Genomic DNA, 22,555 nt, shown 5'->3' with positions numbered 1-22,555 from the left:
ACCTCAGGCATCGGCGAAGTCTATGCCGTGCGGATCGGCCAGGCAGTTCCCGCGTCAGAGCACGCGGGCGACCCCGCAGTAGCCGTCCACCATGGCCGGGGGCCTGCTGTCAGTCCGCCAGTGCCCCAGCGGCACGACACCCGGCTTGACGAGGTCGAGGCCGTCGAAGAACGCTGTGAAGTCCGCGACCTCACGCAGGTGGTACGGCAGAGCGCCGCTTTCGTTGTACTGCCGATGCGACTCGATGACCCGCTCGCTGGTAGCCGTACCGTCGGACATCGCCAGAAAGCTGCCCGATGGTAGGGACGAGACCAGAGTGTTGACGATGGCCCGCGCCTCGGCCGGCTTCTCGATGTGACCCATGACGCCCAGCATCATCAGCGCGATCGGCTCACTGAAGTCCAGTGTCTCGCGGGCGTCCTGGACGATCCTCTCCGGGTCGCGCAGGTCGGCGTCGACATACTGGGTGGCACCCTCCTGGCTGCTGGTCAGGAGCACCCGGGCGTGTGCGAGAACCATCGGGTCGTTGTCGACGTAGACGACGCGCGCCTGCGGCGTGATCCGTTGGGCGACCTCGTGGGTGTTGTCGGCCGTGGGTAGGCCGGTACCGACGTCGAGGAACTGGCGGATCCCCGCCTCGGCGGCGAGATAGGTTACCGCTCGTCCGAGAAACGCGCGCGAATACCGTGCCGCCTCGACGATTTCCGGGAAGACCGCCCGTACCTGTTGGCCGACCTCGCGATCCGGGGCGAAGTTGTCTTTACCGCCGAGCCAGTAGTTCCATACCCGTGCCGAGTGCGGCACGGTGATGTCCATCTTGGCGGCCGAGCCTCCCACGGACTGCTCAGTTTGGTCCTGCGACATGTCCGTCTCCCCTTACCAGCCATGCGATGTCGAGGCCGTAGCCTAGCGGCGCGGCGACGCTCGCTGATACTGCGGATCGACGTAACCCTTGATGGCGGCAACGGCCACGGTCAGAGGTCGTCGGGCCACCAGAATGGATCGAGGCTCTTGCCGTGGCCGTGTGGGCAGGTGCCGTATCCGGTGCTGGAGACGTTCCAGTGGCGGTGGCAGTACGGTGCGTCGCAGGGGCCGCAGAAGCCAGCGTCATCGTAGAAGCCGGCAGTCGTCACGGCGGCGAACCGGTACGGCTCGGTGAAGGCGGCGGCGATCCGCGTCGCTCTCGCCAGATCGACCGGGTCGCCGGTGCCATTGCCGGCCTCGATGCCGGAGAAGATCAGCCACCACTGCTGGTCGCCATGACGCTGTCGGGCGGCGTCGAACACGTCGCGTTCCTGCGGTGAGCGGTCGGCCCAGTCGGCGGGCTTGGCACCGGGGGCGACGAGTTCGACGTGTGTCGCGGGTCGGCCGCACACCGCGCAGGGCGGGTGGGCTGCGAACGCCTGCACCATGTCCTCATCATCCCCCACGAACGTGTCGGACGACCCGGCGCAGCGTCGGTGACTCAGGGGGTGCCGGTCAGGAACTCGGCCAGGACCCGTGTGTGGGTGGAGAACGCCAGCTCGACCGGGTCGGTGAGCACCAGCCACTCGGTCGCCTCCTCGGTCGGCGTCGACGGTGGCAGATCCTCGGCCGCTCGCTCGGGCAGCACCCCGAAAATCATCATCGTGCCGCCCGCCGGGGCGCCGTGCACCGCGAACAGTCGCGCGTCCTCGGCCGCGGCGACCAGGCCGGTTTCCTCCCGCAGCTCACGGACGAGGGCGTCGGACCACTCCTCGCCGTACTCGATGAAGCCGCCCGGCAGCGCGAGCAGGCCGCGGGCCGGCTCGATGTCCCGGCGGACGACCACCACGCCCAGGCCCTCGGCCGTGCGGACCGGCAGCACCGCGACCGCCACGGGCAGGGGGTTGCGCCAGACGGTCTCACCGCAGGCCACGCAGACCCGCGGCCATCCGGCGGCCGGCGGGTAGGCGGCGCCGCAGTAGGAGCAGTGCGAGTACGGCGTGCCGGTCATCCGCAGCACGTTACCCCGGTCGCCGCTCAGGCCGCCGCGCCGCCGCCCGCGCTCAGGCCTCCGGGGCGCCGGTGTAGAAGGCGGTGGTGCGCTCGGCGGCGGCCTTCGCCTCGTCGGCGTCGGTGCCGGCGGCGATGCTCGCCTCGCACCACAGCTGGCTGCTCAACTCCATGGCCCGCCGTCCCTCGGCGGAGGCGGTCCACTCAGCGCCCTGCTCCGGGGTGATCCCGCTGCCGTCGCCGGCCAGGTGCGAGGCGAGACCGAGCAGCCCCAGATCCCAGCCGACGCCGACAGCGCCCGGCCCGAACTGGGCCCACCGGTCCTGGTCGACGTGCGCGATGTGGTCCAGGTCGAGGCGGGCCCGCTCGTCGCCGACCGGGGTGACCCGCACCTCGATCCAGCTCACCTCGCCGCCCATCTCCCAGGTGGCGGTGAAGCGGCGCGGCGGCTCGCAGCTCTCCACGGTGCCGCCGGCGTTGCCCTGGAGCTGGTACGTGCCGCCCAGCCGCAGGTCACCGGTGATCGGCAGGAACCAGCGCGGGATGCGCTCGGCGCTGGTACAGGCGTCCCACAGGTCCTCGGCGGTCGCCTGGTAGGTCTGGCTGATCGTGGTCACCCGCGCCTCACCGGCCTCCAGGGTGCGGCTGCCGACCTTCCGCTGCACGGCGTTGATCTGCTCGGTCGCGTCGAACATCAGGTGTTCCTCTCGTCGGGTGGGTCGGCGGGCCCACGCAGCCGACGCTCGCGTCGGCCCCGGGCCAGCTCGGTGGCGAGTGCCGCCAGGGGTGGGGTCCAGAACCGGCGGAAGTGCTCCAGCCAGCCGTCGACCTCGCGCAGCGGGCGCGGGTCGACCGCGTACAACCGCCGGGTGCCCTCCGGCCGCACGGTGGCGAAGCCGTTGTCCCGTAACACCTTGAGGTGCTGGGACACGGCAGGTTGGGAGATGCCGAACTCGTCGCGGATGACCGCGCTGACCGTGCCGGCGGTCTGCTCGCCGTCGGCGAGCAGCTCCAGGATGCGGCGCCGGACCGGATCGCCCAGCACGTCGAAGGCGTGCACGACAACCTTTATATCACCACCGGCTTATTTAAGCCTAGGCTGATGCGCCTACGAGTTTGTCCAACCGGATCGGCAGATCCCGGACCCGTACGCCGGTGGCGTGGTGCACCGCGTTGGCGATCGCCGCCGCCGCCCCGACGATGCCGATCTCACCGATGCCCTTCACGCCAGCCGGGTTCAGTTCGTCGTCGTGCTCGTCGAGCCAGTACGCCTCGATGGACTCCACGTCCGCGCAGCCGGTGATGTGATACGTGGCCAGGTCGTGGTTGACCCAGTCGCCGTACCGCTCGTCGAGCAGTCCCTCCTCGTGCAGGGCCATCGACAGCCCCATCGTCATGCCGCCGATGAGTTGGCTGCGCGCCGTCGTCGGGTTCACCACCCGGCCGGCCGCGAACACGCCGAGCATCCGGTTCAGCCGTACCTCGCCGGTGTCCGCGTCCACCCTCACCTCAGCGAACTGCGCCCCGTACGCGTACCGGGGGAGCGCCGGCTGCCCGCCCACCTCGTCGGTGGTGTCGGCATCGGCGGACACCTCGTCCGTCGGCACGCCGCCCGGGGTGTCCCGCAGCTTCTCACGCAGCGCCTGACCGGCCCGGATCACCGCCCAGCTCCAACTGGCGGTGCCCATCGAGCCCCCGGCCACCGGCGCAGTCGGCAGGGCGGTGTCGCCGATCTGGATCTCCACCCGCTCCGGAGGCACCCCGAGCGCGTCGGCGGCCACCTGCCAGATCGCCGTCCGGGCGCCGGTGCCGATGTCCGTGGCGTTGATCTGGACCAGGAAGCTCCCGTCGGGCCGGGCGGTGGCCCTGGCTGACGAGGGCCTGGCGCGGGCCGGGTAGCTCGACCCGGCCACCCCCGTGCCGATCAGCCACCGACCGTCGCGCCGGGCGCGGGGCGTCGGGTCCCGGTCCGTCCAGCCGAACCGCTGCGCACCCTCGCGCAGGCAGGCCACCAGGTTGCGGCTGGTGAACGGCCGCCCCTGGTCGGGGTCGACCTCCGTGTCGTTGCGGATGCGCAGCTCCACCGGGTCGATGCCGACGGCGATGGCCAGCTCGTCCATCGCCGACTCCAGGGCGTACGCGCCGGGACACTCGCCGGGGGCGCGCATCCAGAACGGCGTGGGCACGTCGAGGCGGACCAGCCGGTGGGTCGTGCGGCGGTGGGGTGCGGCGTACATACTGCGGGTGTAGACGGCCGTCTGCTCGGCGAACTCGCGGATGGTCGAGGTCTGGCTGATCGCGTCATGGCAGATGGCGGTGAGTCGCCCGTCGGCGTCGGCGGCGAGGCGGACCCGCTGGATGGTGGGGGTGCGGTAGCCGACCGGCCCGAAGAGCTGTTGGCGGGTCAGCGCCAGTTTGACCGGACGGTCCACGTGCCGGGCCGCGAGGGCGGTCAGCACCACAGCGGCCTTGGCGTACCCCTTGCTGCCGAAACCGCCACCGACGTGTTCGGTGACGACCCGCACCGACTCCGGGGACACCTCGAACAGCTCGGCGAGGGTGCCCCGTACCGACGACGCGCCCTGGTTGGAGTCGTGCACCAGCAGCCGTCCGTCGCGCCACTGCGCCGTCGTGGCGTGCGGCTCCATCGGGTTGTTGTGGTACGCCGGGGTGCGGTACGTGGCGTCCACCCGCACCGGGGCTGCCGCGTACCCGGCGTCGAAGTCACCCTCGGCGGTGTCCGTCGGATAGCTGGGGTTGACGTGGTCCGGCTGGTACAGGCCGGGGTGGTCGTCGGTGAGCACCGTGCTGTGCGGGGCGGCGTCGTAGTCGATCCGGACCAGCCGGGCGCCCTCGCGGGCCGCCTCCAGGCTGGTGGCCACCACCACGGCGACGAACTGCCCCCGGTAGTGCACCGCCGGATCCTGCAACAGCCACAGCTCCGGCTCGGGGCCGGCCGCGAGGCGGGGCGCGTTGCCGTGGTGCAGGACGGCCAGCACGCCCGGGGACGCGAGGGCCTCCGACGTGTCGACCCGGGTGATCCGGCCCCGTACCACCGCCGACGGCACCGCCCAGCCGTAGGTGATCCCGTCCACCGGGTACTCCACGGCGTAGCGGGCCGTGCCGGTGACCTTCTCGCGGCCCTCCAACCGGGGGTACGCGTGGCCGACCGCGTCGGTGCTCACGACGACGCCAGCTCGCTGAGCGCCCGCACCGTGATGGCCCGGGTCAGCGGCACCTTGAAACCGTTGTGCCGCAGCGGGCGGGCCTCGGCCAGCTCCGCGTCGGCGGCCCGGGCGGCCAGCTCGGGGCTGAACGGTCGACCCCGCAGCTCCTCCTCGGCCCGGTACGCCCGCCACGGTCGGTGCGCCACCGCCCCGTACGCCAGTCGGACGTCGCGGACCACGTCGCCGTCGAGGTCCAGCACAGCGGCCACCGAGCCGGCGGCGAAGGCGAACGAGGCCCGGTCGCGCACCTTGAGGTACGTCGAGCGGCGCGCGGCCGGCAGCGGTGGCAACCGGACGGCGGTGATCAGCGTGCCCCGGGCCAGGGTGGTCTCCCGTTCCGGGTGGGTGCCGGGGGAGCGGTACAGGGCGGTGAGCGGGACGTCGCGGGGCCCGTCGGCCTCGTGCACCTCCACCACCGTGTCGAGTGCGGCCAGCGCCACGGCCAGGTCGGACGGGTGGGTGGCCACGCACTGCTCGGACCAGTCCAGCACCGCCAGGTCGCGGTTCTGGCCGTGCAGGGCGGCGCAACCGCTGCCCGGTTCACGCTTGTTGCACGCCTTGCCGGTGTCCTGGAAGTAGACGCAGCGGGTGCGCTGCAACAGGTTGCCGCCGGTGGTGGCCATGTTGCGCAGCTGTCCGGAGGCGGCGGCGAGCAGGGCGCGGGCCAGCACCGGGTAGTTCTGGCGGACCACCGGGTGGGCCGCGAGGTCGCTGTTGCGGACGGTCGCGCCGATCCGCAGCCCGCCGTCGGGCAACTCCTCGACGGTGTCCAGCGGGAGCCGGGTCACGTCGACCAGCACGTCGGGGCGTTGCACCCCGAGTTTCATCAGGTCCACCAGGTTCGTGCCGCCGCCCAGGTACGCGGCCTGCGGCTCGGCCGCCAGCACGGCGACCGCCTCCGCCACGTCGGCGGGCCGGTGGTAGCGGAACGCCCTCACGAGGACGCCGCCGTCTCGCGCACGGCCGCGACGATGTGCGGGTACGCGGCACAGCGGCACAGGTTGCCGGCCATCCGTTCGCGGATCTCCGCGTCGGTCAGCTCGGCCGGTGCGCTCAGGTCGTCGGTGACGGCGCTGGGCCAGCCTCGGGCGACCTCGTCGAGCATGCCGCGGGCGGAGCAGAGCTGCCCGGGTGTGCAGTAGCCGCACTGGAACGCGTCGTGGGCGATGAACGCGGCCTGCAACGGCGACAGCTCGTCGGGCCCGGCCAGCCCTTCGACGCTGATCACCGAACGGCCGTCCAGTGTGACCGCGAAGACCAGACAGCTCTTCACCCGGCGACCGTCCAGCAGCACCGTGCAGGAGCCGCACTGGCCGTGGTCGCAGCCCTTCTTCGCCCCGGTCAGGTCGAGGTGCTCGCGCAGCGCGTCCAGCAGCGTGGTGCGGTTGTCCAGCGTCACCTCGCGGGACGAGCCGTTGACCTCGAACGTCACCCGGGACGAGTGCCGCTCGTCGGTCGTCGTCGCGTTCTCGGGTCCGCCCTGCACCGGCCCAGACTAGCTTTGTCGGTACATCTGAGGGCGAATAACGCAAAGCCGTTCGTACGGGGGTGATGCCGGTGACCGCAGGGCTGCTGCTGGCCGCCGGCGCGGGGCGGCGGTACGGCCGTCCGAAGGCGCTGGTCGAGCTGGACGGGGTGCCGCTGGTGCGGCGCGGGATCACGCTGCTCCGCGACGGCGGTTGCACACCCGTGCACGTGGTGCTCGGCGCCGGCGCCGACGACGTGCCCGATCTACCCGGCGCGGTGCCGGTCCGACACGACGGCTGGCCCGAAGGGCTGGGATCGTCGCTGCGCAGGGGCCTGGCCTCCCTGCCGGCCGACGTACCGGCCGCGGTCGTGGTCCTCGTCGACCAGCCGCTGCTCAGCCCGGTCGCGGTCCGCCGGGTGCGGGCCGCGTATGCCGGCGGTGCGCTCGTCGCGGTCGCCACCTACGCCGGTCGGCCGGGGCACCCGGTGCTCCTGACTCGGGAGACCTGGCCGCTGCTGGACCGGTACGCAGTCGGCGACCGGGGTGCCCGCGACCTGCTGCGCGACCGGCCGGACCTGGTGGTCGAGGTGCCCTGCGACGACGTCGGCGCACCGCTCGACGTGGACACCCCGGCCGACCTGCTGCGGCTGCGCGCCCTCAGCGACGGGTGAGCCAGCGGGGCAACCCCTCGCTGGTCACCGCGTGATAGGTGATCATGACGATGACGCCGATCAGGCCCAGCAGCGGGTTGACGAACCAGCCGAGCAGACCACTGAGCCCGTAGAGCACCAGGCCGGTGACCGGTCGCAGCCGCTGCGTGCGCGCGTACTCGGGGCTGACCCCACGCCTCAGCAGCGCCGGGTGCCGGTGCAGGTAGCCGAAGAACACCAGCCAGGGGGCCGACATCAGCGCGGCGGACAGCGCGTACAGGGCGACGGCCGCGCGCTGGTCGTCGGTGTCGCCGTGGGTGAACGCCGACGCCAGCACCGCGGTGGGGAACGGAATGATCACCGCGCCGAAGAGCACGCCGAGGTTGATCCAGCTCAGTGTGAGCGTGGTGCCACGGATCAACCGCAGTAGCGCGTGGTGGTTGAGCCAGAGCACCCCGACGTAGACGAAGGACACCACGAAGGCCAGGTAGGAGGCACCCTCGCCGAGCAGGCCGGTCAGCAGCTCGCCCTCGTGGTATTCCGGCACCCGCAACTCGATGACCAGCAGGGTGATGACGATGGCGAAGACGCCGTCGCTGAATGCCGTCATCCGGTCGATGCCGGACACCTGCGCTCCGGCGTCGGGCTGCTCGGCCTCGTCGGGCGCTGCGGACATTGCCGCAGGCTAGCCACCGGGCGTGGCGGCAGGTGGCGGTTTCGTCCGATTAGAACGGGAACGGCCGCCCGGGTTACCCCCGGGCGGCCGACCGCACCGCCCCCGATCAGGCCACCGGTGCGGCCGTCCCGGTCGTGCGGGCGAGACGCTGGTGGGCGCGGATCAGCTCGGCGTAACGCAGGCCGCTCGCCTTCATCGTCCGGGTCTGGGTCGGGTAGTCGACGTGCACCAACCCGAAGCGCTTGTCATAGCCGTACGCCCACTCGAAGTTGTCCAGCAGCGACCAGACGAAGTAGCCGTCCAGCGGCACACCCCGGGCCACCGCCGACGCGCACGCCGCCAGGTGCTGCTCCAGGTGGTCGGTGCGCTCCTTGTCCTCCACCCTGCCGTCCGCGGTGACCTCGTCCGGCCAGGCCGAACCGCTCTCGGTGACGATGATCCGACCGGGCTGGTATTCCTCGTGCACGTCGACCAGCAGCCGCTCCAGCCCCGCCGGGTACATCTCCCAGCCCATCGCGGTCTCCACCGAGCCGGGCACCGGCACCTGCCGGGCGTACGGTGCCGCGCCGGTCGGGTCGTCGACCACCAGTTGACGGAAGTAGTAGTTCACCCCGAGGAAGTCGGTGGGCGTGGCGATCACCGCGAGGTCGTCGCCGCGTACCGGTGGCTCGACGCCGTAGGTGGCGATCATGTCGGCGGGGTAGCCCCGCCCGTGGATCGGGTCCAGCCACCACCGGTTGACGTGCCCGTCCGCCCGGCGGGCAGCCGCGACGTCCTCGGGTCGGTCGGTGGCCGCCTCGATCGGGCTGAGGTTGAGCACCAGGCCCACCGAGGCCGGCCGGGCGGCGTTGGCGCGGATCGCCTGAGTGGCCAGCCCGTGCCCGAGCAGCACGTGGTGCGAGGCGTGCACCGCGCGGGTGAGGTCCCGCTCGCCGGGGGCCATCCGCCCCTCCAGGTGCCCGATCCAGCACACGCAGAGCGGCTCGTTGACCGTGTTCCAGTCGCCGACCCGGTCACCGAGGCGGGCGGCCACCACCGCCGCGTAGTCGGCGAACGCCTCGGCGGTGGACCGCTCCGGCCAACCGCCCCGGTCCTGCAACGCCTGCGGCAGATCCCAGTGGTAGAGGGTGACGAACGGTCGGATCCCGTCGGCGAGCAGCGTGTCGACGAGCCGGTCGTAGAAGTCCAGCCCGGCGGGGTTGACCCGCCCGACACCGTCGGGCATCACCCGGGGCCAGGCCACCGAGAAACGGTACGCGTCCACGCCGAGCCGGCGCAGCAACGCGAAGTCCTCGGGCCACCGGTGGTAGTGGTCGCAGGCCACCGCGCCGGTGTCGCCGTTGTCGACGTTGCCGGGGGTCGCCGAGAAGGTGTCCCAGATGGACGGTGCCCGGCCGTCGACGTCGACGGCCCCCTCGATCTGGTACGCCGCCGTGGCGACGCCCCAGAGGAAGTCGGGTGGCAGCTTGGACAGGTCGGGCACGGGACGGATCTCCTCTGGGTTTGGATGACTCACTTGACCGCGCCGGCGGTGAGGCCGGCGACGAAGTAGCGCTGCAGGGCCAGGAAGCCGACGACGACCGGGATGCTGACCACCAGCGAGGCGGCCATGATCTGGTTCCAGTAGACGTTGAACTGGGTGGAGTAGCCCTGGAGGCCGACGGCCAGGGTGCGGCTGCCCTCGTCGGTCATCACCGACGCGAAGAGCACCTCACCCCAGGCGGTCATGAACGCGTACACGGTGACCGCGACGACGCCGGGCACTGCGGCCGGCAGGATCACCTGGAACAGGGTGCGCAGCGGACCTGCGCCGTCGACCTGCGCCGCCTCGTCCAGCCCGCGAGGGATCGAGTCGAAGTAGCCGACCAGCATCCAGATCGAGAACGGCAACGAGAAGGTCAGGTACGTGATCACCAGGCCGGTACGGCTGGCGTACAGCTCGATGCCGGTCGCGTTGCCCAGGTTGACGTAGATGAGGAACAGCGGCAGCAGGAACAGGATGCCGGGGAACATCTGGGTGGACAGCACCGTCACCGAGAAGACTCCCCGGCCGCGGAACCGGTACCGGCTCACCGCGAACGCGGCGAAGATGGCCACCACCACCGAGCAGACCGCCGCGATGGTCGACACCACCAGGCTGTTCACCAGGTACCGGGCCAGCGGGACGGTGCTCCACATGTCCACGAACGGTTGCAGCGTCGGCCGGCTGGGCCACCAGGTGAAGCCGTTCTGCACGTCCTGCAACGGTTTCGCCGCGGAGGTGACCATCACGTAGAGCGGGATGACGACGAAGAGGGTGAGCAGGGTCAGCACGATGCGCCGGCCCCAGCGCTCACCGGCGGTCTCACGCATGGTCGTCCCTCCGACGGTTGGTGATCAGCAGGTACACGGCCGAGACGACCAGCAGGAACAGCAGCAGCGCCACGGACATCGCCGAGCCGGAGCCGAAGTCCCAGGTCTTGAAGGAGCTGCGGTAGATGTGGATGGAGATGAGGTCGGCCTGCTCCGGCGCGGAGCCGCCGAAGAGCACGAACGGGGTGTTGAAGTCGTTGAACGTCCACAGAAACAGCACCAGCAGCAGCACGAGGTTCACCGGCCGCAGCATCGGCAGGGTGACCGAGCGCAGCCGGCGCCAGAACCCGGCGCCGTCGATGGCGGCGGCCTCGTACATCTCGCCCGGCACGTTCTGCAGACCCGCCATCAGGCAGAGGAACGCGAACGGCCAGTTGCGCCACACCGACACCACCAGCAGCGACCAGAAGCTGTTGTCGCCGATCAACCAGAACGGCCGCTCGCCCAGCAGCCCGAGCTGGTCGACGAGGACGTGGTTGACCAGGCCGGTGTCGCGCTGCAGCAGGAAGCTCCAGGTGATCACCGCGGCGTAGACCGGCAGGGCGTACGGGGTGAGGAACAGCGCACGCAGGATCGCCCGCCCCCGGAAGGGCCGTTGCAGCACGACGGCCGCCGAGATGCCCAGCAGCCAGGCGAACCCGACCGAGAGCACGCTGTAGGCCAGGGTGACCCAGAACGAGTGCAGCAGTTCCTTGCCGGCGGCGCTGTTCAGGTCGAGCGTCGCCCGGTAGTTCTCGAACCCGATGAAGGGTGCGGTGGACCAGTCGCGAATGTGGAACTGGGTCAGCTCCAGCATACTCATCCAGACGCCGACCACCATCGGGATGACGTGGATGGCGAGTTCCAGCACGATGGCCGGTGCGAGCAGCAGGTACGGCAGGAGTGAGCGGCGAGGGCCGCGGGGCCGGCGGGCCGGCCTCCGGGCCGGTGACCCGGCCCGGGGTTCGCGCCGGTCGGCGTCCGGCGCGGTGGTGCTGGTTGCCATCGGGGTCCTCTCGGAGGCGGTGGCCGTGGCCGGGCTCAGCGCCCGACCACGGCCACCGGTGACGCCTGGGTCAGCGCATCTTCTGCTGCGCGTCGGTCAGCTTCGCCTTCACCGACGCCTCGGTGACCGGCTTGCCGCTGGCCGCGTCCGCGAACAGCTCCTTCATCGCGGTGCCGACCAGGGTCTCGAAGGTGCTCTCCTCGGGCACCTGCGGGAGCGGGGCCGCGGTGGTGACCAGGGTCTCCTGGATGGTCTTCTGCTCCGTGGCGCTGAACGCCGGGTCGGAGCCCGCCGTCTTCACCGCCGGCAGCGAGCCGTACGTCTTGTTGAGGAGCGTCTGCTCCTCGTCGCTGGTCATGAACTTGACGAAGCTCAGCGCGCCGTCCTTGTTCTTGGTGTGCTTGAAGACCGCCATGTTGATCCCGGCAACCATGCTGTTGACCTTCTTGCCGCCGGGCGGCGGGCTGGCCAGGAACGGCACCGGGGCCACTCCGTACGCGTCGGCCGGCATGTTCTGCGTCTTCAGGTTCGAGCCCGCGGACTGCCACAGCAGCATGGCGGCCTTGCCGTTGGCGAAGTCGGAGACCGACTGGTTCTGCGCGTACTCGGCGTTGCTCGGGTTGGTGATCTTGTCGGCGGCCATGAAGTCGATGTAGCGCTTGATCGCCGAGACATTCTGCGGGGTGTCGAAGGTCGGCTTGCCGGCCGAGTCGAACCACTCACCGCCGTACTGCTGGCTGAAGGTGAACGCGTGGTGGGCGTTCTCCGACGGGTTGGCCCCCTCGATCGCCAGGCCCCACTTGCCGCCGGTGCTCAGCTTCTTGCCGTACTCGGCGAGCTGCTCCCACGTGGTCGGCGGTGCGGTGATGCCGGCGTCGGCGAACGACTTCTTGTTGTAGTACAGGCTGTACGCCATGCTGTAGAGCGGCACGGCGGCCGGCGGCTTGCCGGGGCGCCCGCGGCGGCGAGCGCGGCCGGCACGATCCGGTCCTTGCCGCCGACGGCCTGCAGGGCGGCGTCGTCGAACTCGACCAACGCGCCGGTGGCCTGCAACGAGGCCGACCAGGTGTTGCCGATGTTGACCACGTCCGGGCCCTTGCCGGAGGCGGCGGCCGCGAGCAGGCGGTTGAGCAGGTCCGACCACGGGACCACCTCGACGGTGACCTTGATCCCGGTCTGCTTCTCGAACTTGTCCAGCTCGGGCTGGAGGATCGTCTTGTCGGCCTCCAGGCTGGCGCCCTGGTTGCTGGCCCAGTAGGTGAGGGTCTTGGGTGATGCGGCGGAGTCGTCGCCGGAGCCACCGCAGGCGGTCAGCGAGGCGGCGGCCAGTACGGCGGCGGTGAATATCCCGAGGTGTCGTCTCGACACGGGTCAGCCCTTCCGGTGCGTGGTGGGGGTCCGCCGACCTCCGTCGCCGATAGGGGTCGGGACGACGGGCGGTCGGCTGCGGACAGGGTTCGGGGGTGCGCCGTCGGGGTCCGTCGGCGTTTCCCGGGAGTTACATCACGGCTTAAATTATGTCGTCATTAAAGTTGCTGGCCGGTGGGTCGTCAAGCACGAGGCGGTTACAGTCGCCTCGAACGGCCGACGGGAAACGAGGTGACGAGTGGAGCTGGCGCGTGCCACCAACCGCAGTGTGCGGCTGCGCAACCGGTCTGCCCTGCTGACCAAGCTCTTCCTCGACGGCCCGCTCACCCGGCAGGACCTGGTGCGCAGCACGGGCCTGAGTCAGCCGGCGGTCAGCAACGTGGTGGCCGACATGATCGACGAGGGGCTGGTCGCCGAGGCCGGCGCCGCCGAGTCCGACGGCGGTCGGCCCAGCATGCTGCTGCGGATCGCACCCCGGTTCGCCTTCGTGGTCGGCGTGGACGTCGGCGAGACCCGGGTCCGGGTGGAGTTGTTCGACTTCGCGATGACCCTGCTGGCCAGCATCGAGTACCCGCTCGACCCGGCCCGGACCGAGCCGGACCTGGTGGCCGGGCACGTGGTGGCCGGCATCGACGCGGTGACCGCCCAGGCGCAGGTGGCCCCCGGCGACGTGCTCGGCGTCGGCATCGGCGTCTCGGGCGTTGTCGAGCAGGGCGCCGAGGCGGTCGTGCACGCCCAGGCCCTCGGCTGGGACCGGGTGCCGCTGGAGCGTCTGATCGGCGTCGGCACCGATCTGCCGCTGCACATCGACAACGGCGCCAAGACCCTCGGCCAGGCCGAGATGTGGTTCGGCGCCGGCCGGGGCGCCCGGCACGCCGTCTTCGCTCTTGTCGGCTCCGGGGTCGGCGCGTCGGTGGTGACCAACGGCGCCACCTACCGGGGTGCGTCCAGCAGCGCGGGGGAGTGGGGGCACACCACCCTCGTGTACGGCGGCCGGGCCTGCCGGTGCGGCGCGCGCGGCTGCCTGGAGGCGTACGTGGGCGCCGAGGCGATCATCGACCGCTACCGGGAGGCGCGCCGGGGTCGACCGGTGCCCGGCGAGGACGAGGAGTCCCAGATCGCCGCGCTGGTCGCCGCCGCCGAGACCTCGGCCACCGCCCGGCGGGTGCTGGACGACACCGCCGGCTACCTCGGCGCCGGGGTGGCCAACCTGATCAACCTGTTCAACCCGGAGCGGGTGGTGCTCGGCGGATGGGCGGCGATGGCGCTGGGCGACCTGCTGCCGGCCGTCCGGGAGGCCGCCGGCCGGCAGGCGCTGCGCCAGCCGTACGAGCAGGCGTCGATCGAGTTGTGCCGGCTCGGCGTGGACGCCGTGGCGCTGGGCGCCGCCACCCTGCCGATCGCCCGCTTCCTCACCGAGGGCGGCATCCGCCGCTGAGGCGGAACGACGGCGCCGGCGACGGCAAATTACACAAAACCCGAAGCTCGGGATAAATAACGGTGTTATAGATCGATGTCTTGACGCCGTCGCAATCTCGCCGCAACACTCACTCGAGAGCGCTCTCCGGTCCGCGGCGCCGCCCATCGCTGGCACCACCCACGGCGCCACGGGGCCCAACCCGATCCCACCCGTCCGGCATCCGTAACCCCCTATCGACAGGCGATGTCATGACATCTCGTGCAATATCCGCACGCCCGCGTCCCCGACGGGCCGTCCGGCACCTGATCGTCGGGCTCACCGTGGCCCTGGTCGCGGCGCTCACCCCGGCCGGTGCCACCACACCCGCGCAGGCCGCACCCACCCTGCTCTCCCAGGGCCGCCCCGCCACCGCGTCGTCCACCGAGAACGCCGGCACCCCGGCCTCCGCCGCGGTCGACGGCAACACCGGCACCCGCTGGGCCAGCGCGTTCAGCGACCCGCAGTGGCTCCAGGTCGACCTGGGCGCCCGGGCAACCATCAGCCAGGTGAACCTGCTCTGGGAGGGCGCCTACGGACGCGCCTTCCAGCTCCAGACCTCCGACGACGGCGCCACCTGGACAACGATCTACTCGACCACCGCCGGCACCGGCGGCACCCAGAACCTCACCGTCACCGGCGCCGGCCGCTACGTGCGGATGAACGGCACCGCCCGGGGGACCGGCTACGGCTACTCGCTCTGGGAGTTCCAGGTCTACGGCGAGACCGGCGGCAGCACGCCCACCTGCGGCAGCACCAACGTCGCGCAGGGCAGCCCGGCGACCGCGTCGTCCACGCAGGACGCCGGCCTCGCGGCATCCGCCGCGGTCGACGGCAACACCGGCACCCGGTGGGCCAGCGCCGCCAGTGACCCGCAGTGGCTGCGCGTCGACCTGGGCAGCACCCGCACGATCTGCCGGGTGGTGCTCACCTGGGAGGCCGCGTACGCCCGGGCGTTCCAGCTCCAGACCTCGGCCGACGGTGCCACCTGGACCACCATCTACTCGACCACCACGGGCACCGGCGGCACGCAGTCGCTGACCGTCAGCGGCAGCGGCCGGTACCTGCGGATGTACGGCACCGCCCGGGGCACCGCGTACGGCTACTCGCTGTGGGAGCTGGCGGTGAACACCACCGGCGGCGGGACCGGCGAGCCACCGGTCGACACGACCGACCCGCGCAACCCGAACCTCGGGCCGAACACGTTCGTCTTCGACCCGAGCACCCCGACCTCGACGATCCAGAGTCGACTGAACACCCTCTTCACCCAGCAGGAGACCAACCAGTTCGGCCCGCAGCGCTACGCGGTGCTGTTCAAGCCCGGCACCTACACCGCCGACGTCAACCTCGGCTTCTTCACCCAGGTCGCCGGCCTCGGCATGAGCCCGGACGACGTCAACCTCAACGGTCACGTGCGCACCGAGGCGTTCTGGTTCGGCGGCAACGCCACCCAGAACTTCTGGCGGGCCGCCGAGAACCTGTCGGTCACCCTGCCCGCCGGGCAGACCGTGGAGCGCTGGGCGGTGTCCCAGGCGGCGCCGTACCGGCGGATGCACCTGCGCGGCGCGCAGAACCAGATCCAGCTCTGGAACGGCGGAGACGGCTGGTCCAGCGGCGGCCTGATGGCCGACACCCGCGTCGACGGCCTGGTCGTCTCCGGCTCGCAGCAGCAGTGGTACTCGCGCAACAGCGAGTTCGGCAACGGCTGGACCGGCTCGGTGTGGAACATGGTCTTCCAGGGCGTCAACGGCGCTCCCGCGCCGAGCTTCCCCAACCCGTCGCACACCGTCATCAGCCAGACCCCGCAGGTGCGGGAGAAGCCGTTCCTCTACGTCGACGGCACCGGTGAGTACCGGGTCTTCGTGCCGGCGCTGCGCACCAACTCGACCGGCACCAGCTGGTACAACAAGACCCCGGCCGGCTCGTCCATCTCGCTGTCGCAGTTCTACGTCGTCCAGCCGGGCACCAGCGCGGCCACCATCAACGCGGCCCTCGCCCAGGGCCGGCACCTGCTCTTCACCCCGGGCGTGCACCACGTCACCGAACCGATCCAGGTCAACCGCGCCGACACTGTCGTCCTCGGCCTCGGTCTGGCCACCATCCAGGCCGACAACGGCAGCGTGGGGATGCGGGTGGCCGATGTGGACGGCGTCAAGGTGGCCGGCCTGATGTTCGAGGCCGGCACCACGAACTCGCCGGTGCTGATGGAGGTCGGGCCGTCCGGCTCGTCCGCGAGCCACGCCAGCAACCCGACCTCGCTGCACGACGTGTTCTTCCGCATCGGCGGCCCACACGTCGGCAAGGCCACCAACACGTTGACCGTCAACAGCGACAACGTGATCGGTGACCACATGTGGCTGTGGCGGGCCGACCACGCGGCCAGCGGCGTACCCACCGGGTGGACGCTGAACACCGCCGACACCGGGCTCACGGTCAACGGCGACAACGTCACCATGTACGGCCTCTTCGTCGAGCACTACCAGAAGTACCAGACCATCTGGAACGGCAACGGCGGCCGGACGTACTTCTACCAGAACGAGCTGCCGTACGACCCGCCCAACCAGGCGGCCTGGATGAACGGGTCGACCCGGGGCTACGCCGCGTACAAGGTCGCCGATTCGGTGACCAGCCACCAGGCGTGGGGGCTGGGCAGCTACAGCTACTTCAACGTGAACCCCGCCGTCGTGGAGGAGCGGGCCTTCGAGGTGCCCAACAACCCGAACGTGCGCTTCACCAACATGGTCACCGTCTCGCTCGGTGGCGTCGGCACCATCAACCGGGTGATCAACAACGCCGGTGGCACCGCGAACGCGGCCAACCAGCAGGTGTACCTGACCACCTACCCCTGACCGGGGCGCCCGCGCCGGCCCGGTTCTCCGTGACCGGGTCGGCCCGGGTAGCACCCAGGGCCGTGGCCGGCCCGGTCCCGCCGAGACCGGGCCGGCTCCGGTCGTGCCGGTCAACCGGCCCAGCACCTCGGCGGCCACCCGCTCGCCGGCACCGCCCACCCGGTCGGGGGCCTCCAGCACCCGCACCTGGGCGGACCGTACCCCCTGTCCTTCGTCCTTTGCTCTGCACCCACCGAGGCGACGCCTCGGTGGGCCGCCGACTGTCGCATCCGGGGGTGCAGAGCAAAGGGCACGCCGACCCCGGGGCCGGGCCGGCCTCCGAGAAACTTTCCGTCGGCCTGTCGATCCGGGCCCCGGCCGATCGTGTGGAGGATGAGAAGTCGGCGACGGGCCGGCCCCCCGCGAGGAGGAACGATGACGCTGTACCTGCTCAGCCTTCACCAGCCGCAGGGCGAGCTGCCCCCGGACCCGGAGTTTCTGGCCGGGGTGATGCGCCAGCTCGGTGAGCTGCGCGCCGAGTTGGTCTCCACCGGCTCGTGGGTCTTCGGCCAGGGACTGCACGGCCCGGAGACCGCCACCGTGCTGCGCGCCCGCGACGGCGACGTCCTGGTCACCGACGGCCCGTTCGCCGAGGGCAAGGAGTACCTGGGCGGCATCACGATCATCGACGTGCCCGACCTGGACGCCGCCCTGGACGTGGGCCGCCGTTACGCGTTGGCCACGACGCTGCCGATCGAGGTCCGCCCCTTCCAGGCGGGGGCCGGAGACTGACCGTGCCGGATGTGGAGGCGGTGTTCCGCGCGGAGTACGGGCGCGCGGTCGCCGTTCTGGTTCGCCTCCTCGGCGACATCGACCTCGCCGAGGAGGCTGTGCAGGAGGCTTTCGTCGTCGCCGTGGCGCGCTGGCCGACGACCGGCCTGCCGCCCAGCCCGGCCGGCTGGATCATCACCACGGCCCGGAACCGGGCGATCGACCGGCTGCGCCGCGACGCGTCCCGGGTCGACCGGCACGCCCAGGCCGCCCTGTTGTTCGCCGCCGACGGACCCGTCGAGGAGGGACCCGTGCGCGACGACCGACTCCGTCTGATCTTCACCTGTTGCCATCCGGCGCTCGCCCCGGCGGCCCGGGTCGCGCTCACCCTGCGCCTGCTCGGTGGGCTGAGCACCACCGAGATCGCCCGGGCCTTCCTGGTGCCCGAGGCGACCATGGCGCAACGGCTGGTCCGTGCCAAGTCGAAGATCCGCAACGCCCGGATCCCGTACCGCGTGCCCCGCGACGCCGACCTGCCCGACCGGCTGCACGCGGTGCTCGCGGTGCTCTACCTGATCTTCAACGAGGGGTACACGGCGAGCGCCGGGCGACAGCTGGTCCGCGCCGAGCTGTGCGTCGAGGCGATCCGGCTGACCCGGCTGCTGGTCGAGCTGATGCCGGACGAGCCGGAGGCGCTCGGTCTGCTCGCGTTGATGCTGCTCACCGAGTCCCGCCGCAACGCGCGGACCAACGCCGCAGGTGAGCTGGTGGCGCTGCCCAACCAGGACCGGGCCCGGTGGGACGCCGAGCTGATCACCGAGGGTCAGGCGCTGGTGCGCCGCTGCCTGCGCCGCGACCGGCCCGGGCCGTACCAGATCCAGGCCGCGATCGCCGCCGTGCACAGCGCCGCGCCGCGAAGCGCCGACACCGACTGGGGTCAGATCCTCCAGCTGTACGACCACCTGACGGTCGTCGCCCCCAGCCCGGTGGTCGCGCTGAACCGGGCCGTCGCGCTCGCCGAGGTGGCCGGGCCGGCCGCGGGGCTGGCCGAGGTGGATCGGCTCGACCTGGACAGCTACCACGTGCACCACGCGGTCCGCGCCGACCTGCTCGCCCGCCTCGGCCGGGAGGCGGAGGCCGTCGAGGCGTACCGGACAGCCGTCGCCCTGACGGACAACGCGGCCGAACGGGCCTTCCTCACCGCCCGCGCGGCGGCCCTGGCGGCCTCCTGAGCGGGCGTTTGCCGTCGGGCCGGGCCGGGAAACCGAGGCGCCGGCCGCAGCAGTGGAGGGCGAGAAACCATGAAGTACCGTTCGGCGACCGCCGGCACCGTGCCCGACCTGTCCACCCTCACGCTCGGCGTCGAGGAGGAGTTCCTGCTGCTCGACCCAGACAGCGGGCGCAACCTGCCGGTGGCCGACCAGGTGCTGTCCGCGCTGCGCGGGTCCGCCCGGGACCAGAGCCGCCAGGAGTTCCGGCACAGCATGGTGGAGATGGTCACCCCGGTCTGCGCCGACCTCAGCGAGCTGCGCGCGCACCTGGTGGCGCTGCGCCACTCCGCCGCCGAGGCCGCCAGGGCGGCGGGGGCACGGCTGGTGGCGATCGGCGCCACCCCGGTGGCCGAGCCGCACCGGACGGTCCCCGACGAACCGCGCTACCACGCGATGTCGCGCCGCTACGGCCCGGTGGCGCACGACCCGGCGGTGTGCGGCTGTCACGTCCACGTCGGGCTGCCCGACCGGGAACTGGCCGTGCAGGTCTGCAACCACCTGCGGACGTGGCTGCCGGTGGTGCAGGCGATCACCACCAACTCGCCGCTGCACGACGGGCACGACACTGGCCACGCCAGCTGGCGGTCCATGCAGCTGGAACGCTGGCCCAGCATCGGCCCGACGCCGTACTTCGACTCCGCAGCCGACTACGACCGGACCGTCGACGAGCTGATCGCCGCCGGCATCATGCTCGACGCCGCGATGGTCTACTGGTACGCCCGACCGTCGTCGGCCTACCCGACGGTGGAGATCCGGGTGGGCGACGTCTGCCCGGACGTGGACGACGCGGTGCTGGTCGCCGCGCTGGTCCGGTCACTGGTCGCCACCCTCGCCGACGACGTACGCGCCGGGGTGACCGCGCCGCCCGTGCGCGACTGTCTGGTCGCCGCCGCCCACTGGCGGGCCGCCCACGACGGCCTCGACGGCGAACTGATCGACCTGCGCGCCGGCGGCACCCGCCCCGCCTGGGCGCTCGTCGACGAGTTGATGGCGGTGATCGCCCCGGCCCTGCTGCGCCACGGCGACCTGGGGTACGTGTTGGCGCAACTGGCCCGGCTGCGCCGCGACGGCACCGGCGCGACCCGTCAGCGTCGGGTGCTGGAGCGCACCGGTGACCTGCGCGCCGTCGTCGACGACCTGGCCGCCCGCACGACTGCCGGCTGATCGGCGGCGTTCAGCGGATGTCGTGGGTCTGTAGCCACAGCTCCAGCAGGCCGAGCTGCCACAGCTTGTTGCTGCCGGCCGCCGCCTCGGCCCGGTCCGGCTCGGCGAGCAGCTGTGCCACGTACTCCGGGCGGAACAGCCCCCGCTCGCGCGCGGCCGGCGCCTGCAACGCCTCGGCGACCAGGTGCCGCACCGGGCCGTCCACGTTGCGCAGCGCCGGCACCGGGAAGTAGCCCTTGCGACGGTCGATCACCTCGGCCGGCAGCACCTCCCGGGCGACCTCCTTGAGCACGCCCTTGCCGTTCTGGGCGACCTTGTGCTCCGGCGGGCAGTGCGCGGCCAGGGTGACCAGGTCCTGGTCGAGGAAGGGCGTACGCACCTCCAACCCCCACGCCATGCTCATGCTGTCCACCCGTTTGACCGGGTCGTCGGGGAGCATCAGGTGGGTGTCCAGGCGCAGCACGGCGTCCAGCGCGGTCTGTGCCCCGGGCGCGGCGAGGTGTTCGGTGAGCAACTCCCGGCTGGCGTCGTGCTCAAGCGCGTACGCCGGGCCGACGATGCCCCGCAGCTCGTCGTGGTCGCGGTCGAAGAACGCGGCGGCGAACGTCTCGGCAGCGCTGTGCCGGGGTGCCTCCACCAGTGGCTGGTGGTAGCCGTAGCCGGCGAACACCTCGTCGGCGCCCTGCCCGGACTGCGCCACCTTCACATGCTGCGCCACCTGCTCGGACAGCAGATGGAAGGCGACCACGTCGTGACTGCCCATCGGCTCGGTCATCGCCAGCACGGCACGCCGTACGGCCGGCACCAGGTCGTCGTCGGCCAGCCGGATCCGGTGGTGGTCGGTGTCGTACGCGCGGGCCACCAGGTCGGAGTAGTGGAACTCGTCGCCGGACTCGCCGTCGCGGCTGTCGAAGCCGATGCTGAACGTCCGCAGGTGCTGCTGCCCGGCCTCGGCGAGCAGCGCCACGATGAGGCTGGAGTCCAGTCCACCGGAGAGCAGCACGCCGACCGGCACGTCGGCGACCAGCCGTCGGCGTACCGCCGCGCGCAGCGCGTCCCCGATGGCGGCCTTCCAGTCGGCGGCGTCCATCCCCGCGTCGGCGGGCTCCCGCACGTAGTCGGGTCGCCAGTACACCTCCTCGCGGCTGCGCCCGTCCGCCTCGATCACCCGCAGGGTGGCCGGCGGCAGCTTGCGCACACCGCGCAGCACCGTCCGTGGCGCGGGCACGATGGAGTGCCAGGACAGGTAGTGGTGCAGCGCCACCGGGTCGATGCTGGTGTCGACGTCGCCGGCCCGCAGCAGCGCGGGCAGGGTGGAGGCGAACCGCAGCCGCCCAGGTGTCTCGGCCAGGTAGAGCGGTTTGATGCCGAGCCGGTCGCGGGCCAGGATCAGCCGCCGCCGCGGCCGGTCGACCAGGCCGATCGCGAACATGCCGACCAGGTGGTCGACGAACCGTTCACCCCAGTGCGCGTACGCGACCAGGATGACCTCGGTGTCGCTGGTGGAGTGGAAGGCGTACCCGGCGTTCCGCAGTTCCTCGCGCAGCTCGGGGTAGTTGTAGATGCAGCCGTTGAAGACCAGCGCCAGGCCCAGGTCGTCGCGGACCATCGGCTGCCCGCCCGCGTCGGACAGGTCGATGATGGTCAGCCGGCGGTGCCCGAGGGTCACCCATCCGTCGGCGAACAGGCCCTCGTCGTCCGGGCCGCGCGAGCGCATCGCCTCGGTCATCCGGGTGACCGCCGCCGCGTCGGGGGAGCGACCGTCGAATCGGGCCTCCCCGCTGATCCCGCACATCAGGCGGGGCGGTGGATCAGGTGTGGCACCAGCGACACAGCGTCCTCCTGTCACCTCGTCCCCGAACGGGGCCGCTGGCTACCCCCGCCCGGTGTGGGTAAACCCGTGGTGTCAGGCGCGCAGGGTGCGCAGGATGCGGGACAGCTCGGCCCGGTCGGCGTCGTCCAGGTGGCCGAAGAAGCGGTCCGCCTCGGCCCGGCGGGCGGCCCGGATGGCGGCGCTGACCCGGTTGCCCTCCTCGGTGAGCGCGACCAGGGTCGCCCGTCGGTCGGCCGGGTCGGGCCGGCGCTCGACGAGCCCACGAACCTGGAGGTCGTCGACGACCTCGGTCGCCGAGCGGGGCGCGATGTGCAGGTGCTCGGCGAGCGTGCCGGGGCGGACCTCGCCGTGCCGGCCCAGGACACCGAGCGCCCGGGACTGGCTCGGGGTGATGTCCCAGGGCGCCAACGACTCCCGGGTCTGCCGGCGCAGACGGGACGCCACCGCCCAGAACGTCTCGGCCAGGCTCTCGTCGTCCGCGCCGTCGGACGTGTGCTCGATCACCGGAATACCGTAGCAGCCGATGCGGTT

General features: G+C 71.8%; 22 protein-coding genes. 6 read left to right on the top strand and 16 right to left on the bottom strand.

Translation table 11 applies throughout. From position 1 onward, the window contains the following. Window positions 1-54: 54 nt before the first annotated feature. From AC3CF1_RS04830 to AC3CF1_RS04795, 8 genes are all read right to left on the bottom strand, one after another. Window positions 55-864, bottom strand: coding sequence for an SAM-dependent methyltransferase (locus AC3CF1_RS04830; protein ID WP_488449650.1), 810 nt, complete (start codon window positions 862-864; stop codon window positions 55-57). Window positions 865-974: 110 nt separating this feature from the next. Beyond that, complete coding sequence (locus tag AC3CF1_RS04825) at window positions 975-1,412, bottom strand: Rossmann-fold NAD(P)-binding domain-containing protein (RefSeq protein WP_099854105.1); 438 nt, start codon at window positions 1,410-1,412, stop codon at window positions 975-977. Between the two features lie 53 nt (window positions 1,413-1,465). Next, complete coding sequence (locus AC3CF1_RS04820; RefSeq protein WP_488449649.1) at window positions 1,466-1,975, bottom strand: NUDIX domain-containing protein; 510 nt, start codon at window positions 1,973-1,975, stop codon at window positions 1,466-1,468. 52 nt (window positions 1,976-2,027) lie between these two features. Next, window positions 2,028-2,669 carry an SRPBCC family protein gene (locus AC3CF1_RS04815; RefSeq protein WP_488449648.1) on the bottom strand — a complete coding sequence of 214 codons (642 nt, stop codon included), beginning with the start codon at window positions 2,667-2,669 and terminating at the stop codon, window positions 2,028-2,030. Then, window positions 2,669-3,034: an ArsR/SmtB family transcription factor gene (locus tag AC3CF1_RS04810; protein WP_488449647.1), complete on the bottom strand. Its 366-nt coding sequence runs from the start codon at window positions 3,032-3,034 to the stop codon at window positions 2,669-2,671. Before AC3CF1_RS04810 ends, AC3CF1_RS04815 begins: the two co-directional genes overlap by 1 nt. 34 nt (window positions 3,035-3,068) lie before the next feature. Then, window positions 3,069-5,159 (bottom strand): xanthine dehydrogenase family protein molybdopterin-binding subunit, encoded by a 2,091-nt coding sequence (locus tag AC3CF1_RS04805; protein ID WP_488449646.1) that lies wholly within the window; start codon window positions 5,157-5,159, stop codon window positions 3,069-3,071. Continuing rightward, window positions 5,156-6,139, bottom strand: a complete 984-nt coding sequence (locus AC3CF1_RS04800) for an FAD binding domain-containing protein (protein WP_099854095.1) — start codon at window positions 6,137-6,139, stop codon at window positions 5,156-5,158. Before AC3CF1_RS04800 ends, AC3CF1_RS04805 begins: the two co-directional genes overlap by 4 nt. After that, entirely contained in the window at window positions 6,136-6,633 is a 498-nt protein-coding gene (locus AC3CF1_RS04795; protein WP_327650570.1) for a 2Fe-2S iron-sulfur cluster-binding protein, read from the bottom strand. Before AC3CF1_RS04795 ends, AC3CF1_RS04800 begins: the two co-directional genes overlap by 4 nt. 119 nt (window positions 6,634-6,752) lie before the next feature. On the opposite strand from AC3CF1_RS04795, the gene AC3CF1_RS04790 reads away from it, so the two are divergent. Further along, on the top strand, window positions 6,753-7,340 hold the full coding sequence (locus tag AC3CF1_RS04790) for a nucleotidyltransferase family protein (protein ID WP_357847412.1): 588 nt from the start codon (window positions 6,753-6,755) through the stop codon (window positions 7,338-7,340). On the opposite strand, the gene AC3CF1_RS04785 is transcribed toward AC3CF1_RS04790, so the two are convergent. The 6 genes from AC3CF1_RS04785 to AC3CF1_RS04760 all read right to left on the bottom strand — a co-directional run bounded on the left by AC3CF1_RS04785 (window position 7,327) and on the right by AC3CF1_RS04760 (window position 12,700). Then, window positions 7,327-7,995, bottom strand: a complete 669-nt coding sequence (locus tag AC3CF1_RS04785; RefSeq protein WP_088948471.1) for a TMEM175 family protein — start codon at window positions 7,993-7,995, stop codon at window positions 7,327-7,329. The genes AC3CF1_RS04790 and AC3CF1_RS04785 overlap by 14 nt on opposite strands. Window positions 7,996-8,101: 106 nt before the next feature. Next, window positions 8,102-9,478 (bottom strand): GH1 family beta-glucosidase, encoded by a 1,377-nt coding sequence (locus AC3CF1_RS04780; protein ID WP_141909656.1) that lies wholly within the window; start codon window positions 9,476-9,478, stop codon window positions 8,102-8,104. Window positions 9,479-9,507: 29 nt separating this feature from the next. Then, complete coding sequence (locus AC3CF1_RS04775; protein ID WP_088948469.1) at window positions 9,508-10,347, bottom strand: carbohydrate ABC transporter permease; 840 nt, start codon at window positions 10,345-10,347, stop codon at window positions 9,508-9,510. Continuing rightward, on the bottom strand, window positions 10,340-11,332 hold the full coding sequence (locus AC3CF1_RS04770; protein WP_088948468.1) for a carbohydrate ABC transporter permease: 993 nt from the start codon (window positions 11,330-11,332) through the stop codon (window positions 10,340-10,342). Before AC3CF1_RS04770 ends, AC3CF1_RS04775 begins: the two co-directional genes overlap by 8 nt. A gap of 70 nt (window positions 11,333-11,402) precedes the next feature. After that, window positions 11,403-12,248 carry an extracellular solute-binding protein gene (locus tag AC3CF1_RS04765; RefSeq protein WP_488449645.1) on the bottom strand — a complete coding sequence of 282 codons (846 nt, stop codon included), beginning with the start codon at window positions 12,246-12,248 and terminating at the stop codon, window positions 11,403-11,405. Continuing rightward, a complete protein-coding gene (locus AC3CF1_RS04760; RefSeq protein WP_488449644.1) occupies window positions 12,146-12,700 on the bottom strand; it encodes an extracellular solute-binding protein in 555 nt (184 codons plus the stop codon). The genes AC3CF1_RS04765 and AC3CF1_RS04760 overlap by 103 nt, the downstream gene beginning before the upstream one ends. 238 nt (window positions 12,701-12,938) lie before the next feature. On the opposite strand from AC3CF1_RS04760, the gene AC3CF1_RS04755 reads away from it, so the two are divergent. From AC3CF1_RS04755 to AC3CF1_RS04735, 5 genes are all read left to right on the top strand, one after another. Then, entirely contained in the window at window positions 12,939-14,138 is a 1,200-nt protein-coding gene (locus AC3CF1_RS04755) for an ROK family transcriptional regulator (protein ID WP_488449643.1), read from the top strand. A 230-nt stretch (window positions 14,139-14,368) separates the two neighbouring features. Beyond that, the gene (locus tag AC3CF1_RS04750; RefSeq protein ID WP_488449642.1) at window positions 14,369-17,005 is read left to right on the top strand and encodes a discoidin domain-containing protein; all 2,637 of its coding nucleotides are present in this window, start codon (window positions 14,369-14,371) and stop codon (window positions 17,003-17,005) included. Window positions 17,006-17,419: 414 nt separating this feature from the next. After that, window positions 17,420-17,776, top strand: a complete 357-nt coding sequence (locus AC3CF1_RS04745; protein WP_488449641.1) for a YciI family protein — start codon at window positions 17,420-17,422, stop codon at window positions 17,774-17,776. 2 nt (window positions 17,777-17,778) lie between these two features. After that, on the top strand, window positions 17,779-18,987 hold the full coding sequence (locus AC3CF1_RS04740; protein ID WP_488449640.1) for an RNA polymerase sigma factor: 1,209 nt from the start codon (window positions 17,779-17,781) through the stop codon (window positions 18,985-18,987). Window positions 18,988-19,056: 69 nt separating this feature from the next. Beyond that, on the top strand, window positions 19,057-20,190 hold the full coding sequence (locus tag AC3CF1_RS04735; protein WP_488449639.1) for a carboxylate-amine ligase: 1,134 nt from the start codon (window positions 19,057-19,059) through the stop codon (window positions 20,188-20,190). Between the two features lie 10 nt (window positions 20,191-20,200). Here the strand turns inward: AC3CF1_RS04735 and AC3CF1_RS04730 are convergent, their stop codons facing one another. Both AC3CF1_RS04730 and AC3CF1_RS04725 read right to left on the bottom strand, forming a co-directional pair. Then, complete coding sequence (locus tag AC3CF1_RS04730; protein ID WP_488449638.1) at window positions 20,201-21,985, bottom strand: N-acetylglutaminylglutamine amidotransferase; 1,785 nt, start codon at window positions 21,983-21,985, stop codon at window positions 20,201-20,203. 111 nt (window positions 21,986-22,096) lie between these two features. Next, entirely contained in the window at window positions 22,097-22,528 is a 432-nt protein-coding gene (locus AC3CF1_RS04725; RefSeq protein WP_330466942.1) for a MarR family winged helix-turn-helix transcriptional regulator, read from the bottom strand. Between the last annotated feature and the right edge of the window lie 27 nt (window positions 22,529-22,555).

Source organism: Micromonospora sp. MGP-C2, from assembly GCF_057766525.1.
Note: the sequence above shows the minus strand (reverse complement) of the source record. Positions and strands in the feature narration are given on the sequence as shown.

Coding starts and splice junctions, on each gene's coding strand:
- AC3CF1_RS04735 (WP_488449639.1), top strand. CDS start 19,057: ATGAAGTACCGTTCGGCGACCGCCGGCACCGTGCCCGACCTGTCCACC.
- AC3CF1_RS04815 (WP_488449648.1), bottom strand. CDS start 2,669: ATGTTCGACGCGACCGAGCAGATCAACGCCGTGCAGCGGAAGGTCGGC.
- AC3CF1_RS04820 (WP_488449649.1), bottom strand. CDS start 1,975: ATGACCGGCACGCCGTACTCGCACTGCTCCTACTGCGGCGCCGCCTAC.
- AC3CF1_RS04745 (WP_488449641.1), top strand. CDS start 17,420: ATGACGCTGTACCTGCTCAGCCTTCACCAGCCGCAGGGCGAGCTGCCC.
- AC3CF1_RS04770 (WP_088948468.1), bottom strand. CDS start 11,332: ATGGCAACCAGCACCACCGCGCCGGACGCCGACCGGCGCGAACCCCGG.
- AC3CF1_RS04765 (WP_488449645.1), bottom strand. CDS start 12,248: ATGGCGTACAGCCTGTACTACAACAAGAAGTCGTTCGCCGACGCCGGC.
- AC3CF1_RS04775 (WP_088948469.1), bottom strand. CDS start 10,347: ATGCGTGAGACCGCCGGTGAGCGCTGGGGCCGGCGCATCGTGCTGACC.
- AC3CF1_RS04730 (WP_488449638.1), bottom strand. CDS start 21,985: ATGTGCGGGATCAGCGGGGAGGCCCGATTCGACGGTCGCTCCCCCGAC.
- AC3CF1_RS04750 (WP_488449642.1), top strand. CDS start 14,369: ATGACATCTCGTGCAATATCCGCACGCCCGCGTCCCCGACGGGCCGTC.
- AC3CF1_RS04790 (WP_357847412.1), top strand. CDS start 6,753: ATGCCGGTGACCGCAGGGCTGCTGCTGGCCGCCGGCGCGGGGCGGCGG.
- AC3CF1_RS04830 (WP_488449650.1), bottom strand. CDS start 864: ATGTCGCAGGACCAAACTGAGCAGTCCGTGGGAGGCTCGGCCGCCAAG.
- AC3CF1_RS04825 (WP_099854105.1), bottom strand. CDS start 1,412: ATGGTGCAGGCGTTCGCAGCCCACCCGCCCTGCGCGGTGTGCGGCCGA.
- AC3CF1_RS04785 (WP_088948471.1), bottom strand. CDS start 7,995: ATGTCCGCAGCGCCCGACGAGGCCGAGCAGCCCGACGCCGGAGCGCAG.